At 37.6% G+C, this 14,509-nt stretch carries 14 protein-coding genes; 6 read left to right on the top strand and 8 right to left on the bottom strand.

Translation table 11 applies throughout. The features are described 5' to 3' along the window. Nucleotide 1: 1 nt before the first annotated feature. Entirely contained in the window at nt 2–1,819 is a 1,818-nt protein-coding gene (locus tag DWA31_RS11945; protein WP_114326807.1) for a nitrilase-related carbon-nitrogen hydrolase, read from the bottom strand. Between the two features lie 110 nt (nt 1,820–1,929). On the opposite strand from DWA31_RS11945, the gene DWA31_RS11940 reads away from it, so the two are divergent. From DWA31_RS11940 to DWA31_RS11930, 3 genes are all read left to right on the top strand, one after another. After that, complete coding sequence (locus DWA31_RS11940; protein WP_114326806.1) at nt 1,930–3,057, top strand: PQQ-dependent sugar dehydrogenase; 1,128 nt, start codon at nt 1,930–1,932, stop codon at nt 3,055–3,057. A 297-nt stretch (nt 3,058–3,354) separates the two neighbouring features. Then, a complete protein-coding gene (locus DWA31_RS11935; protein ID WP_114326805.1) occupies nt 3,355–4,254 on the top strand; it encodes a hypothetical protein in 900 nt (299 codons plus the stop codon). Between the two features lie 72 nt (nt 4,255–4,326). Then, nucleotides 4,327–5,274: a Dyp-type peroxidase gene (locus tag DWA31_RS11930; protein ID WP_114326804.1), complete on the top strand. Its 948-nt coding sequence runs from the start codon at nt 4,327–4,329 to the stop codon at nt 5,272–5,274. Between the two features lie 332 nt (nt 5,275–5,606). Here DWA31_RS11930 and rraA read toward each other — a convergent pair whose 3' ends face one another. The 7 genes from rraA to priA form a co-directional block, all read right to left on the bottom strand. After that, on the bottom strand, nt 5,607–6,092 hold the full coding sequence (gene rraA, locus DWA31_RS11925) for a ribonuclease E activity regulator RraA (RefSeq protein WP_114326803.1): 486 nt from the start codon (nt 6,090–6,092) through the stop codon (nt 5,607–5,609). A 173-nt stretch (nt 6,093–6,265) separates the two neighbouring features. Beyond that, a complete protein-coding gene (locus tag DWA31_RS11920) occupies nt 6,266–7,183 on the bottom strand; it encodes a hypothetical protein (RefSeq protein WP_114326802.1) in 918 nt (305 codons plus the stop codon). 187 nt (nt 7,184–7,370) lie between these two features. Then, nucleotides 7,371–7,724, bottom strand: coding sequence for a gamma-butyrobetaine hydroxylase family protein (locus tag DWA31_RS11915; protein ID WP_114326801.1), 354 nt, complete (start codon nt 7,722–7,724; stop codon nt 7,371–7,373). Nucleotides 7,725–7,749: 25 nt separating this feature from the next. Next, the gene (hslU, locus tag DWA31_RS11910; RefSeq protein ID WP_114326800.1) at nt 7,750–9,081 is read right to left on the bottom strand and encodes an ATP-dependent protease ATPase subunit HslU; all 1,332 of its coding nucleotides are present in this window, start codon (nt 9,079–9,081) and stop codon (nt 7,750–7,752) included. A 78-nt stretch (nt 9,082–9,159) separates the two neighbouring features. Further along, entirely contained in the window at nt 9,160–9,678 is a 519-nt protein-coding gene (gene hslV / locus DWA31_RS11905) for an ATP-dependent protease subunit HslV (protein WP_114326799.1), read from the bottom strand. Nucleotides 9,679–9,758: 80 nt separating this feature from the next. Beyond that, nucleotides 9,759–10,319: an SPOR domain-containing protein gene (locus tag DWA31_RS11900; RefSeq protein WP_114326798.1), complete on the bottom strand. Its 561-nt coding sequence runs from the start codon at nt 10,317–10,319 to the stop codon at nt 9,759–9,761. Nucleotides 10,320–10,361: 42 nt separating this feature from the next. Further along, entirely contained in the window at nt 10,362–12,572 is a 2,211-nt protein-coding gene (gene priA, locus DWA31_RS11895; RefSeq protein ID WP_114326797.1) for a primosomal protein N', read from the bottom strand. A gap of 285 nt (nt 12,573–12,857) precedes the next feature. On the opposite strand from priA, the gene rpmE reads away from it, so the two are divergent. The 3 genes from rpmE to rpsI all read left to right on the top strand — a co-directional run bounded on the left by rpmE (nt 12,858) and on the right by rpsI (nt 14,397). Further along, nucleotides 12,858–13,070 (top strand): 50S ribosomal protein L31, encoded by a 213-nt coding sequence (rpmE, locus tag DWA31_RS11890; protein WP_114326796.1) that lies wholly within the window; start codon nt 12,858–12,860, stop codon nt 13,068–13,070. A 502-nt stretch (nt 13,071–13,572) separates the two neighbouring features. Continuing rightward, entirely contained in the window at nt 13,573–14,001 is a 429-nt protein-coding gene (gene rplM / locus DWA31_RS11885) for a 50S ribosomal protein L13 (RefSeq protein ID WP_033091882.1), read from the top strand. A gap of 3 nt (nt 14,002–14,004) precedes the next feature. Continuing rightward, nucleotides 14,005–14,397, top strand: a complete 393-nt coding sequence (gene rpsI / locus DWA31_RS11880; RefSeq protein WP_114326795.1) for a 30S ribosomal protein S9 — start codon at nt 14,005–14,007, stop codon at nt 14,395–14,397. The last annotated feature ends 112 nt before the right edge of the window (nt 14,398–14,509 follow it).

Here is a 14,509-nt window from a genome sequence, read left to right as displayed (position 1 = left end):
CCTATTTCTTGCAAGCTGCGATAGGATGAATCACGGCTTTGGTTATTTTACCATGTTGGTGCTTGACCAGAGGTGGATTGATATAGCCAGTAAACTTATTTGATTTCAACTGAGATAATAAGGTGCAATCGGTGGTTAAATTAATAATTAATCCTGTAGATTTCTGAGACTTTATTTTGTTTTTATTCTTTGTCTTCATATCTTTATCAATAGGTAAATCATTGACAAAGCTTTTCTCACGACTTGCGGCAACAATACAAATTCTATTTTCAGTAGCGCGAGATAATAAACTATATTCAACCTCGCATGGCTCTTGAATCTCAAAGGGTACCAGTAATACGTGGATGTCATTTAAGGCCGCAACGTTGACTATTTCAGGTATGTTAGCATCATCGGCTGTTAGCATAGCAACGTTAATATTCCCTTGCTCTAAGGGCAATTCTATAATGTTTACCTCATTACCTAGTGCGGTCCACTGATATCGTTGACAAAAATGTAATTGCTGTTGTACTGCGAATACACCATGTTCACTTATTAGCACTGCCTGATGCTTTCCTTCAATCACTAAACTCGTGCACACGTACTGAAAAGGTCTCAACACTGGGCTAACTTGATTAATTAGCTGCTGGCTCAGGCATGCTGCTGCAGCTATTTGTTCCGCGTTATTCAGGATTGTTTTATCTGCGATAAAGAATAACTCAGGTAATTGAATAATATCACTGAGGTTATTTTCAATGTAATGACAAACATCTTCAATGGCTTGCTCGTTAGACTTGTATGTTGCAAATATGGCGACATTGGCAGTTACAGGGACTTTATTTTTCTGAATATGTGCATCTTCATGCTGAGGTACTTTTTTCAAGTGCAATGGCTGATTTATCGATGCTGCTAGCCCTTGATAAAGTTCAGGTCGCCGCTGCTTGATCAGGTCAGTACCATCTGGGCGGAGTTTTTTATTGTTGATGCTGCATTCTGCCAAGTCAATATCAGCGAAAATAAAACCTTCTTCATTGATCGTTATCTTTGCTAGCACCTTACCATTTGGAGAAACTATTTGGCTTTGACCTGAGCCTACAAGAACTTCATTCGGGATCAAATCTTCCGCTGAATAAATGACACTTTTTTCTTGTGGTTGTTCCTCTAGTGCTTCTTGTATTTTTACTGGAGGTACTAGTGAACCAACCTTATTTGCCGATGCTAAAAACACTTTATTTTCGCACGCTCGAGCAGGTCCATGTAAATTACTTTGATCTAAGACGAATGAATTTATTGAATGACACAACAATTGCGCGCCATGTAAAGCTAATCCGCGTGATGCTTCAAAGGTCATACTATCGCTACCAGTCAACAGTCCTAATTTTCCAAAAGGTGTTGTTATCACCTCAGACACTTGTTTAGCACTAGTAAAAAAATTATTTTCATACCCCGTCAATGTTTGTTTATCTGCTTGGTGAATGAGATCTCCACTTGGGGAAAATAAACATGAAGTGACACTAATATTTGATTGGATCGTGCCATCTTGATGATCGCGTAAAAGGTCTCGTCGTAAAGTAACATTGAGCACAATGTAACAGTCATGTTGTTTCGCTTGCTGTGCTATACGTTGTAAAAAAGTACCATTAGCGGGTAAGGCTTCATTCCAGGCCTGATTATGATCGACGTACCCAGGTTGAGCATGACAAAACAGGGTATTACAAAACTCAGGAAGAACGATTAGTGATGGCTCACACACTGCCGCCTCATTTATCATACGAATACAGGTTGCTAAGTTTTCTTGAGTATTTATGGAGGAGGCAAACTGAGAAACGGCTACTCGCATTATTTATTTTTCCATGTAACTAATAATTGATACAATTTTATGGGGACTTAACATTGACTACAACCACTTTATTTATGACACTGAATTATTACTAGCCAAAAGATAAAGCAATGAAAGTATATATAACAATACTCTTAGCGCTTGTGATCAGCACTTGCTGTAACGCATACGATAGCCTCATTATGCAAACCAATGGCCTTGATAAGAACATTTCAATATCATTGGTTGCTGACGGAATATCAATTCCTTGGGCTATGGTACAGCTGCCTAGCGACGAAATCCTGATCAGCGAACGAAAGGGAGAATTACGGGTGATCAAAAATGGTCGCTTGTTGTCTAAACGCATCACCGGGCTACCCCTGATTCATAGTAATGGTCAAGGGGGGTTACTTGACCTAAAACTTCATCCAGACTTTTTGAAGAATCAATGGATCTATTTTACTTATGCCAGTAAAGACGGCAAAAGCTCAGGCAGCAATACGGCATTAATGCGAGCCACTCTAAATATTTCAAACTTATCATTAACTGATCAAAAATTATTATATAAGGCTCAACCTAATTCAAAGAAGGGGCAACACTATGGTGGTCGCATTGTATTTGACGATAAAGGTTTTATCTTCTTCTCCATAGGTGATAGAGGCCAACGTAATGTAAACCCTCAGGATCTTAGTAAAGATGGCGGGAAAATATACCGATTACATGATGATGGAAAAGTTCCTTCAGATAATCCATTTTCAGATCAGGATGGTTTTAAATCTGCTATATTTTCTTATGGTCATCGTAACCCACAAGGAATAAGTATTGATCCCCGTACCAAAAATATTTGGTCACATGAACATGGGCCTCGCGGTGGTGACGAAGTAAATATTATTAAAAAAGCTATCAATTATGGCTGGCCAGAAATCAGTTACGGCATTAATTACAATGGCACAAAATTTACCGATAAAACTGAAGATAGCAAAATGGCACAACCAGTTCTTTATTGGACACCTTCAATAGCACCATCAGGCATGATTTATGTTTCAAGCGATAAATACCCATTATTGCAAGGAAAGTTTTTAGTAGGCTCAATGAAGTTTGACCATTTAGTGTTATTAACCATTGAAGGCGAGCAGGTTCTGAGCCAAGAAAAAGTTTTTGAAGATATTGGTCGTACACGAAGTTTACTGCAAGGGAAAGACGGTTATATTTATGTCGGTATCGATGGGGTGGGGATAAAAAGGCTTATTCCAGAGTAATTATAGCGTTTCGGAGCAAAGCTTTAATATTTTCTTCACTATAAAACTACTGCGTATTTCTTTTTTATGAGGAAAGATTACTGTAAGCAAAGTGATCATAAAAAAAATTACAGCATCTTATTCATTATCCTATTCACAGAAGTTATTTCATTGGCGATAACCGGACGACGGTTATATACTTATCATCATTGCAAGTTGAAAGTAGCTTGGGGTTTATTGACCTACTTGAGGAGCTAGCCCGTTGTTTACTTGATGAAATTAACTTAGCTCAACAAACTGACAAATTAATAGTGACTTATGAAAACACAGTTCTCTTATTCACAAGTATTGCTTAGCGTTGCCATAGGTTATTTAGCTTATGCGTTGCTTAGTTTTACGAAAGAAATCCCAGAGTTCATTCATGCCGTTGATAGAACCACTCCTCATATTTCAGCTATAGTAAATGAAGTCGAGTTAGTGAGGATTGAAATTGGCAAAGTTAGGACTTTAGTCGATAAACAAGTCCCCGCTATTTTAAGGCAAGTTGATACGACTCTACCTATAGTGGAGCAAGGTTTAGCGCAAAGTGAACAATATTCGAAACAGCTACCGCAGTTGTGGATACATTTAGAAGAAATAGAAAGACAAATTCAACTATTGCAACATTCTTTACCTAGTGTTTTACAGCGTGTTGACGCAGTGATAAAGACAACTAACGCTACCACGGCAGAAGTGTCTCTGTGGCGTGCACACTCAACGCAGTATTTAACCGAGATTAAGCACTCACGGCAAGATATCCCTCAATATTTAACGCGAGCAGAAGTAATGATAATTGAAGCTAAAACGATAGGGCAAGAAGCAAGTAGTGGTTTAGTTTCAGGCTTTATACAAGGCGTAATTTCTCTGCCACTTGATGTTGTTTCTGGTTTAACGGGGATTGTCGATGCCCAATCTCTATCGGCAAAAAATTTAACTGCAAAAGATGTAACTATAATGCAAGAGCAAGTGTTGTTATTGTTAGCAAATAACAACAAAAAACAGGTTTTTTGGCATAATAATGATAGCGGTAACAGGGGTAAAATAAGTAAAACCCCCAAGTTTAAAAAAAATGGACTTTCTTGTCATAAATTAACTTTTGTAAATCACTTTAAAGATCAGCAGGAAACGTTAGACGAGTTAATGTGCCAAGATAAATATGATTTATGGCAAGTGATGTAACCAGAATACTTTTTTGTGTACAATAAAGAAATATATATTTAAATCCACTTAATGTAATGATAGGAATTTCAAATGGCTAGAGAACAATTTGGTATTTGCGCTGAGCCTAATTTACACGGCAGTTACCTACTTTTTAATGCCTTAGATGATAAAAATGCATTTATTCGAACGGCATTGTCTCGTTTGCCGGCACTGTTTGAAGATTATGCTGATCAGTATTCAGAAGCTAATTTAACGGGAGTGGTTGCTATTGGTGCTAATTATTGGGATGAATTTTATCCGCAGGCGCGCCCGGCATTATTAGAACCTTTTCCGTCAATGAATAGTGATGATCGAGTAGCACCGAGTAGTAATGTTGATATTTATATTGAAATTCGTAGTGATCGTGGGGATGTTAACCATATTGTTTGTTCTAAAGTTTGTCAGCTACTTGCCGACAGTGTCGAATTGATTGAGCAAATACAAGCATTTCGTTTTTTAGATGGTCGAGATTTAACTGGTTTTGTTGATGGTACTGAAAACCCAAAAGGAATGCACCGCAGAGATGTTGCTTTAGTGAAAGATTGCGATGATACCATTTTTTCAGGGGGTAGTTATCTACATACACAACGCTATCAACATAATTTAACGCTTTGGAATTCATTGAAAAATAAAGAGCAAGAAGATACTTATGGTCGTACCAAATTAGATAATATCGAGTATAAAAATGAAGATAAACCCTTAACTGCGCATACCAAGCGTACAAGTTTAAAAGATGAGCAGGGTAATTCTATTGAAATATTAAGGCAAAGTATGCCTTATGGTGATATGAAGTGCCAAGGTTTATTTTTTGTGTCTTATTGCCATTCACCTAAACCGTTTGCCGTGATGTTAAAAAGTATGATTCATGGTGATGAACATGGCAATGTTGATCACCTGCTTAAATATACCCAAGCTGAAACTGGGGCGGCTTTCTTTGCCCCTAGCTTAACTTTTTTGTCGGAACTTGAAGCGATTACTGATGATGCTGAATCAATATAGTCGTTTGATCATAAAATGAAAAGTAACTAAAGAAACTGTTGTCCGCGAATTTACACAGATTTTCACTGATTAGGGAGAAGGTATAAAAATAAAAACTTAATTTTTTGTATCTATTCACCATACCTAGTATTCTCGTCATTCCAGTTGTGTCTTTGCCTACAGGACGTCGGTACTTAGCTTTGGTCTGGAACTACAAAGCTGAAGCTGGAATCTCAGTGTTTAAAATTCTAGACTCCAGATTTAAAGACCTCTGGAGTGACGATAGGTGAATAGTTACAATTTTTTTTATATCCCTAATCAGTACAAATTCGCGGGCTAAAGTCTTTAATATCCTATTCTATATCTAATGGATCAGCAGATAGTATAATGCCGGTATTGTCTGCATAAATATGATCGTCAGGTAATATCGTCACTCCACCGAAGTTTATTGCTACATCACTTTCGCCAAATTCATTGTCGTTAGCGCCAACGGGAATTGACACCAAACCTTGAATACCTAGTTCTATCTCTTCTATGGTGTCTACATCACGAACACTACCGTAACAAATAATACCTTCCCAGCCATTGTTAGCTGCCGTTTCGGCAATGTTGATGTCTATTAATGCGCGTCTTGTAGAACCACCACCATCAATAACTAATACTTTACCAATACCATCGGTGGCGACTACTTGCTCTATTAATCCTGTACCCTCAAAGCATTTTATAGTGACAACTTTGCCACCAAAAGAATGTCGACCGCCATAATTACTGAAAATAGGATCAATGACATCAATTAAGTCTGCATAGGTATCACACAGTTGCGAGGTATTATATTCCATGACAAAGCTCTTTTATTAGATAATAAAACTAACCTCAGTATAACTTGTTAATATTAAATTTAAATAGCTACCTGTATTTTATGATAAAATTCTATTTAACAGGAATAGTACTTTTCACAAAAAAAGACTTCTATCTAATGTTTAGAAATTTAACTTCGAAAGATCAACAAACCCTAGCTATTTTCGCTAATTTCAATCCGCTCTTTAGTTACTTGGTCGAGTTTAATCATATAGGAGTTTCGTCCTATGCCATTAAACTCTTCATCGGTAAAAATGATGGTATTATCGTCAAAAAAAGTTACGGCTTCTTTTTGGGTGACTATACCTAAATCAATTTTATAGGTATCACCTGAGAAAAAATTATCGCCTTGCCAATTTTCAAATAACCATAATCGTTCTGAGTCTAATAGCACTAATTTAGTTTTATCTGGGCTTAACGCGGCAGAAGTTATCCAACAGAGTTTTTCATGAGTGGTACAGGTATTAAAATTGCTAACAAAATTGGCTTGATAATTATCGGCATGATCGCCAATTTTATATAAATTGGTATAACCATCAAAAGGCTCAGTACGATTTTTTGAAAAAAGGTATAAGTGTTTTTTATAAAAAACAAAGGCTTCTAAATCAAAGTTTTTTTCTGAGGCTTTGGGTGGGAAGTTTAGCTGTTCAGGAAAGGTGAATTTAATTATTTCAGCTTGAGTTTCTGTGCCCTTAATATCTATAGGATTTTCAATTTTATAAATGGTTAACCACTTACGTTTATTCTCATTGTTACCAAAATCACCAATGAAAAAGTGGCCAAAATCATCTTGGGTCATATCCTCCCAGTCTAAATTTTTTGCATTGGTAATAGTGATTGTTTTGTTCACTTTTCCATCGCTTTGTATTCGATGTATTTGTGCTAAATTACCCCCATCATTAATGCCCCAAAATTTACCGGCCTTGTCGACCTCAATACCAGAAATCTCTTTAAGCTTACTATCTAAAGTAACTAGTTTTCTGCTATAAAGCTGATTAATTGCGATCAGGGTAAGTGCTAACACGAGTAATGTACTAATGAGCGCTATCGCGTAAAATGATCTTTTTATCATTAATTTTCCAAGTAAAGCTTAACACTTTGAAGTGAAATGGGTATATGCCCATTCCACTTCAAAATACACTTCTCTTAATTTAGCCATAGCACCACAAGCGCCAGTGTTATATAACGAAATCAGTCGCGCTGCTGCCTAATAGCAAATGAAATAAAATTGATATTAAGCGGGGGGATTGTAGCGCAATTTATAATTGTGTAATATTGATCATCGCTTCACGTGAGTGACCTGAAGCTTTAAGTTCACTTAAGTAATGCTGCCAGCGTTGATCATGTTCTTTTATGAGTTGTTCGAGATAATCTGAAGAATAAATAGCACTGTGTTGATCATCAAAAGTAAGTCGATAACCGTGTTTGCCAACATTTTCTAATGTCGTTAACATTATTGATTTTTTATGGCTAACCAGTGCTGGTTGTTTATTACCTGTTGTTGGTGAAAATACGCGTAAATACTCAAAGCTTAATTGAGCAACCTTACTATTAACAAACTTGAGAGTAAGGTTATGTTCCGCATTATTAATAGTAAAACCTGTAATATTCATAGTGTTTATTTTTAACTCAAATAGATCACAGTATAAAGCGACTCAAATCTTCGTCTTTAACCACTTCACTCAAGATGTCATCGACATAAGTTTTGTCGATAAGTATCGTTTCACCTGAGCGTTGATCGGCATGAAAAGATAACTCTTCAGTCAATCGTTCCATCATGGTGTGTAATCTACGTGCGCCAATGTTTTCAGTGCTTTCGTTGACTTGCCAAGCCGCATTAGCGATTGCTTGAACGCCATCGTCGCTAAAAGCAATTTTCACGCCTTCAGTCGCTAATAGTGCAATATATTGTTCAGTGAGTGAAGCAAAAGGTTCGGTTAAAATTCTAACAAAATCATCCGACGTTAGCGCTTTTAATTCAACACGAATAGGTAAGCGACCTTGTAACTCAGGAATTAAATCTGATGGCTTAGCCATTTGGAATGCACCTGAAGCGATGAACAAAATATGATCGGTTTTGATCATGCCATGCTTAGTGCTAACCGTTGAACCCTCTACTAACGGGAGTAAATCACGTTGTACACCTTCACGTGAAACATCGCCACCGCTATTACTGTCAGCGCGTCGACAAATTTTGTCAATTTCATCAATAAACACAATACCATTTTGCTCTACTGCGTAAATGGCTTTTTGTTTAATGTCATCGTTATTCACTATTTTAGATGCTTCTTCTTCTTGTAGCGCCTTCAATGCGTCTTTAATTTTCAGTTTACGTTTATTTGTTTTTTCACTCGACATGTTTTGGAACATGCTTTGTAATTGTGAAGTCATGTCTTCCATACCAGGAGGAGCCATAATTTCAACACCGACTTGTGGTGCGGCTAAATCCAGTTCGACTTCTTTATCGTCTAACTTTCCTTCGCGTAATTTTTTACGAAAGATTTGACGAGTATTAGTCTCTTCACTTTGTTCATCATTACCAAAACCATCACGAGCAGGGGGTAGTAAAATATCTAAAATACGCTCTTCTGCGGCTTCTTCGGCTAGATGTTGCACGCGACTCATTTCATCTTCTTTAACCATCTTAATTGCCATATCGGCAAGATCTCGAATAATGGTCTCAACTTCTTTACCTACATAACCCACTTCAGTAAATTTTGTTGCTTCAACTTTGATAAAAGGCGCACGCGCTAATTTAGCTAAACGGCGAGCAATTTCAGTTTTACCAACACCCGTTGGGCCGATCATCAAAATATTTTTTGGGGTTACTTCGTTGCGTAAGGCTTCATTTAACTGCATACGGCGCCAGCGGTTTCTTAAAGCGATAGCAACAGCGCGTTTTGCATTACTTTGACCAATAATATGGCTGTCTAATTCATGAACAATTTCACGTGGTGTCATATCTGACATGTTTTAATCCTCATTTCGTCTTGGTTTAGCACCAAGGCAATAACTTTCGTAATCCCAAATCCGTAACTATAGCGAGAACTATAATTCGTCTATGGTTTGTTCTTGGTTGGTAAATACACAGATATTACCGGCAATAGTTAGTGATTTTTCCACAATTTCTTTAGCACTTAACTCGGTATTTTCTAATAAGGCGGTTGCTGCAGATTGAGCAAAGTTTCCACCGCTACCAATGGCAATTAAATCGTTCTCAGGTTGAACAACATCACCATTACCGGTAATGATTAATGAGGCAGTTTCATCGGCCACAGCAAGTAATGCTTCAAGTTTTCTCAAGGCGCGATCACTGCGCCAATCTTTGGCTAATTCAACAGCGGCTTTGGTTAAATGGCCTTGATGTTGTTCAAGCTTACTTTCAAAGCGTTCGAATAAAGTAAAAGCATCGGCAGTACCACCGGCAAAACCAGCAAGCACCTTGTTATTGTATAAACGGCGTACTTTTTTAGCATTACCTTTCATTACGGTATTACCAAGTGATACTTGTCCATCACCACCAATGGCTACTTTGCCATTGCGTCTAACTGAAACGATAGTCGTCATATTACTTCCAATCCGAAAAATTATATTTTTAATGTAATTGAAATTGGGATCATTGCTGACTTTTCAAGGAGGGAGTTAAATTATTTCCATAATAGAACTTGGCAGCGATTGACACGATTGTTTCGTAATTTATGCTTATCTTGTTCTGCTAATCGTTTGCGAGAGTAGGGACCTAATATCACTTTATACCATGTACCGTTACTACCAATAGATTTTTTTATAAAGGCTTCAAGGCCTACAAAAGCAATAGTCGCTTTTAATGTTTCAGCGCGTCCTGTTGTTTTGAATGAGCCGCACTGTAATCTATAAGGACCTTTTTGTGTTACTTCGTATTGACCTACTTCAATTTCTTTGGTTTTTAAGTTTTCAACGTAGGTCCATTTTTCTTTCGGTGGCTTAGGTAAATTCGCTTCTTTTGTTGCAGGCGCTGTCGTTATATTTTGAATCGGCGCTTTAGTTTTTGGACTTGTTTTTAAAAACCATAAACTGTAGGCAAAGGCGGCAATTAATATGATTACTATAAAGCCGACAAGTTTGGCTTTAACTGTTGATTTATGGGTAGGTGGGGGAGTGTTCTTTTTGTAAGGGTTGTTTTTTTTCTTTTTTGCAGGTGTGCGAGCAATATAATCTTGATTTGACATGAATAACAGAAGAATGCGGAAAAGTGTTGCTATTCTAACGGTTCACCAGTTTAAATCAATAGGATCAATATCTAAACTCCACCGTACTTTATGATGAAATTCGTTATTTGGTATTACATTCAATAACTGTAAAATAGCGATATGTAATTCTTTTCTAGATTTTGATTGCAGAATCAAATGGTAACGGAATTTCCCCGCTTTTTTTTCCATCGCGGCAGGTACAGGCCCGGCAAATTCACAGTTTATTAATGTTTGTTCAGTTAGTGTCCGTAAAAATTTTTCAGGGTAACTAGGGTAGTTTGCTTCGGCGCGGATCAATGCTTGAAAACTAAACGGGGGTAATCGTGCTTGCTTACGTTCAATTAATGCTTGTTTGGCAAAATGTTGATAGCCGTTATGCACTAGGTCTTGTAATAAAGGATGTTCAGGATAACTGGTTTGCACAAGTACTTTGCCGGGCTTACTCGCACGACCAGCACGACCTGCTACTTGGATAAGTAATTGAGCCATGTTTTCGCTTGCACGAAAATCAAAACTAAATAGCGCGCCATCGCCATCAAGTACAGCGACTAACGTTACATCAGGAAAATGATGACCTTTGGCAAGCATTTGTGTACCAATCAATAGTTGATGTTTTTTCTCGGTGATTTCTTGTAATAACTTCGTTAACTCACCTTTTTTGCGGGTACTGTCTCTATCAATCCGTACTACGCTAACATCAGGGAATATTTCGCTGATACGTTGCTCTAGTTGTTCGGTTCCTTGCCCAACAGGTGCAATACGAACGCTACCACAGCTAGGACATTGTCTTGGTACGCGTTTTTGGCTACCACAGTGATGGCATATTAATAATTGCTGTTTTTGATGAAAAGTATAAGGTTTGTCGCAGCGTTGACAATCGCAAAGCCAATGACATTCCTGGCAATTGATGGCTGGCGCATATCCACGACGATTTAAAAACACTAGTACTTGTTCACCGCGTGCTAATGTTTGTTTAATTTCATGTTTTAAACTACCCGAAAGACCAAATTCCATTTGTTGTTTGGCTACATCAATCAGTGATATTTTTGCTTTATTACTTTGCCCCGCACGTTTATGTAATTGATGGTATTGATATTTCCCAGAAAGGGCATTTTGTAGCGATTCAAAACTAGGGGTGGCGCTACCTAGTACTATAGGGATATTTAATTGTCTGGCACGTAAAATAGCAACGTCTCGTCCGTGATAACGAAAGCTGTCTTGTTGTTTTAATGAACTATCGTGTTCTTCATCAACAATAATCATACCTAATTTATGTAGTGGAGAAAAAACAGCAGAACGCGTGCCAATGACAATAGCGACACTATTTTGTTGAGCATTAAGCCAAGTATCTAAACGTTCAGTATCATTTAAGTTGGAGTGATGTAAACAAATGGGAACATTAAATCGTTGCTCAAAACGCAACAAAGTTTGTGGCGTTAGGCCTATTTCAGGCACTATGACCAACACTTGCTGATTATTAGCGAGTACATTTTCCATTGCCTGTAAGTAAACTTCGGTTTTTCCTGAGCCGGTAATTCCATCAATTAAGTGACAAGCAAACTGTTCAATCGATTGATTAATGGCCGCAACAATAATTGCTTGCTCGGTTGAGAGTACTTGTTTGTTTTCTTGCGCTAATGCGCTCTCTTGCCAAATAAATTGACAAGGTTGCTGCTTAACTTCGGTTATTAACGTTTTAGCTGTTAGTGCATTAAGTTGTGCTTTGCTATAGCCTAAAGTACGTAATTCAGCCCAACTTATGCCCTGATGTTTATCTATTAATTGATAAAGCGCGTGCTGCTTCGGAGCCTTTGTTGCTATTTTAGTGATTTTTTCGCGCGTTTCATCAGTGATGTTTTCACTATGCCAAACCATTGGTGGTTGTAACTCTAGTTTTTTAACTTGGCGCAATAATTTAGGTAACGCTTGCTGAAATACATCGCCGATTGGATGATGGTAATAATTGGCACATAATTTCAGAAAGCTTACTAAGGAATCACTTAAATGAAATACATCGTTAAGGCGCTTCGCAATAGGCTTTATTTTTTTTGCATCAATATCACATTCATTATTTACGGATACAACAATCGCAATAACTTGTCTTGCACCAAATGATACGGCAACTCGTTCTCCAATATGTATTGGTGGTTGTTGCATATCATTAGGGATTAGATAGGTAAATAGTTGCCTCATAGGTACAGGAACGGCAACTTGTACATAACTTTTAGGCATTAGCTGGGGTGATGTTGCTTGAGAGGAAGTTATTTTTTCAGACACGTGATAAATATGAGTGATTAATGTTTTTAGTGCTGACTATCTTATCGCAAATCCATTCTTTTATTAATAAGTCTTTTTTAATCAATTTTGTATTGCTTTTGCTTGCAGTAGTTGTTGTGATCATTTATTATTCGCCCCCATTAATTTTACAACCGTATGGTGCTTGGCGTTTTCTATTCAATTAGTTATAAACGGCTGAGTGGCGATACGCCCAATTTCTCGAAAGAGATAGAGGTTCCCATGAAAGAAGGCATTCATCCTAATTATGTTGCGTTTACAGCAACTTGTTCTTGTGGCAATGTTATTACAACTCGCTCAACAGCTAAAAAAGACATTCATTTAGACGTATGTTCTGCATGTCACCCATTTTACACTGGCAAGCAAAAAGCTGCTGAGACTGGTGGTCGTGTTGATAAATTCAACAAACGTTTTGGTGCACTTAGTAAGAAGTAAGTTTTACTTTTTATGTTATTTGCTACTAACTAGTATCAAGGCATCATACGAAAAAAAAAGCGCCTATTGGCGCTTTTTTTGTGGATAAAATTTGTTTTCAAACCATTTATTGTCATGTTGTATTTAACTATCTATGTAACTCTATACACAACCAACCCACTTACTTAAAAGTTGCATATTTTGAATCGTTCAAAGGTTATTTCTGCTCAAAAGCTGTTTGTCATCTCACAAGAGCAAGAGTGTAGTATTCAGGCGTAAGCCTTTTTTACTAATATTATTTAAAATATTAGTAAATGGGGGTGATCTTCTCAGTAATGTTCTGTATAATCGCGCTCCCTACGTTACAAACTGTCTTTTTATTACTTTTAAGGTAGCTTATAAGTAGTGATGGGCGTTAGGCTCGATACTCGAAGGGGTAATTGCGTAGTCTATTATTAACCGGTAGGACAAACATCATGTTTGACTTACTATTTAAGTAACATATTTTAAATTGGGTTTTTTAATGAAAACTTTTGTAGCTAAACCAGCAAGCGTACAACGCGAATGGTTCTTAGTGGACGCCGAAGATAAAACTTTAGGTCGTATCGCTACTGAAATTGCAAGCCGTTTACGCGGTAAGCATAAAGCAGAATATACTCCTCATGTAGATACTGGCGATTATATCGTTGTTATCAATGCTGAGAAAGTACGTGTAACTGGTAATAAAGCGAAAGGTAAAATTTACTATTCGCATACTGAATTCCCTGGTGGTCTTAAGCAAATTAGCTTTGAAAAGCTAATTGAAAAAGCGCCAACACGTGTACTTGAATTTGCTGTTAAGGGCATGTTACCTAAAGGTCCTTTAGGTCGCGAAATGTTCCGCAAATTAAAAGTGTATGCAGGTGCTGAGCACGCGCATACTGCACAACAACCACAACTTTTGGAGCTTTAAGCAATGGCTGATAATCAATATTACGGTACTGGTCGTCGCAAGAGCTCAACTGCTCGTGTGTTTATGAAAGCTGGTAACGGTGCAATCACAATTAACAAACGTGACATTTCTGAGTACTTCGGTCGTGAGACTGCTCGTATGGTTGTTCGTCAACCATTAGAATTAGTTGAAATGTTAGAAAAGTTTGACTTCAACATCTCTGTAGTAGGCGGTGGTATTTCTGGTCAAGCTGGCGCAATTCGTCACGGTATTACTCGTGCATTAATGGAGTTTGATGAAACTTTACGTGGCGGTTTACGCGCGGCTGGTTTCGTAACTCGTGATGCTCGTAAAGTTGAACGTAAGAAAGTTGGTTTACATAAAGCGCGTAAGAAACCACAGTTCTCAAAACGTTAAAATTCGTCATATTCAGAATTTATACGGCATTGTCTGTGTTGTTCGCCCCAGTCACTTAGTATATCTAAGCTCAGGGGCTCACAACTTGACGGCTTTGTCTAAATCCAGAATA

Source organism: Candidatus Colwellia aromaticivorans (assembly GCF_003333305.1).
GTDB classification, from domain to species: Bacteria; Pseudomonadota; Gammaproteobacteria; order Enterobacterales; family Alteromonadaceae; genus Colwellia; species Colwellia aromaticivorans.
The sequence above is the reverse complement of the archived record's forward strand: the minus strand, read 5'-3'. Positions and strand labels throughout refer to the sequence as shown.

Bases quoted from the DNA above. Each gene is read 5' to 3' on its own strand.
- DWA31_RS11945 (WP_114326807.1), bottom strand. From the start codon at position 1,819: ATGCGAGTAGCCGTTTCTCAGTTTGCCTCCTCCATAAATACTCAAGAA.
- DWA31_RS11900 (WP_114326798.1), bottom strand. From the start codon at position 10,319: ATGTCAAATCAAGATTATATTGCTCGCACACCTGCAAAAAAGAAAAAA.
- rpsI (WP_114326795.1), top strand. From the start codon at position 14,005: ATGGCTGATAATCAATATTACGGTACTGGTCGTCGCAAGAGCTCAACT.
- DWA31_RS11930 (WP_114326804.1), top strand. From the start codon at position 4,327: ATGGCTAGAGAACAATTTGGTATTTGCGCTGAGCCTAATTTACACGGC.
- rraA (WP_114326803.1), bottom strand. From the start codon at position 6,092: ATGGAATATAATACCTCGCAACTGTGTGATACCTATGCAGACTTAATT.
- DWA31_RS11935 (WP_114326805.1), top strand. From the start codon at position 3,355: ATGAAAACACAGTTCTCTTATTCACAAGTATTGCTTAGCGTTGCCATA.
- DWA31_RS11940 (WP_114326806.1), top strand. From the start codon at position 1,930: ATGAAAGTATATATAACAATACTCTTAGCGCTTGTGATCAGCACTTGC.
- DWA31_RS11920 (WP_114326802.1), bottom strand. From the start codon at position 7,183: ATGATAAAAAGATCATTTTACGCGATAGCGCTCATTAGTACATTACTC.
- rplM (WP_033091882.1), top strand. From the start codon at position 13,573: ATGAAAACTTTTGTAGCTAAACCAGCAAGCGTACAACGCGAATGGTTC.
- hslV (WP_114326799.1), bottom strand. From the start codon at position 9,678: ATGACGACTATCGTTTCAGTTAGACGCAATGGCAAAGTAGCCATTGGT.
- priA (WP_114326797.1), bottom strand. From the start codon at position 12,572: ATGCCTAAAAGTTATGTACAAGTTGCCGTTCCTGTACCTATGAGGCAA.
- rpmE (WP_114326796.1), top strand. From the start codon at position 12,858: ATGAAAGAAGGCATTCATCCTAATTATGTTGCGTTTACAGCAACTTGT.
- DWA31_RS11915 (WP_114326801.1), bottom strand. From the start codon at position 7,724: ATGAATATTACAGGTTTTACTATTAATAATGCGGAACATAACCTTACT.
- hslU (WP_114326800.1), bottom strand. From the start codon at position 9,081: ATGTCAGATATGACACCACGTGAAATTGTTCATGAATTAGACAGCCAT.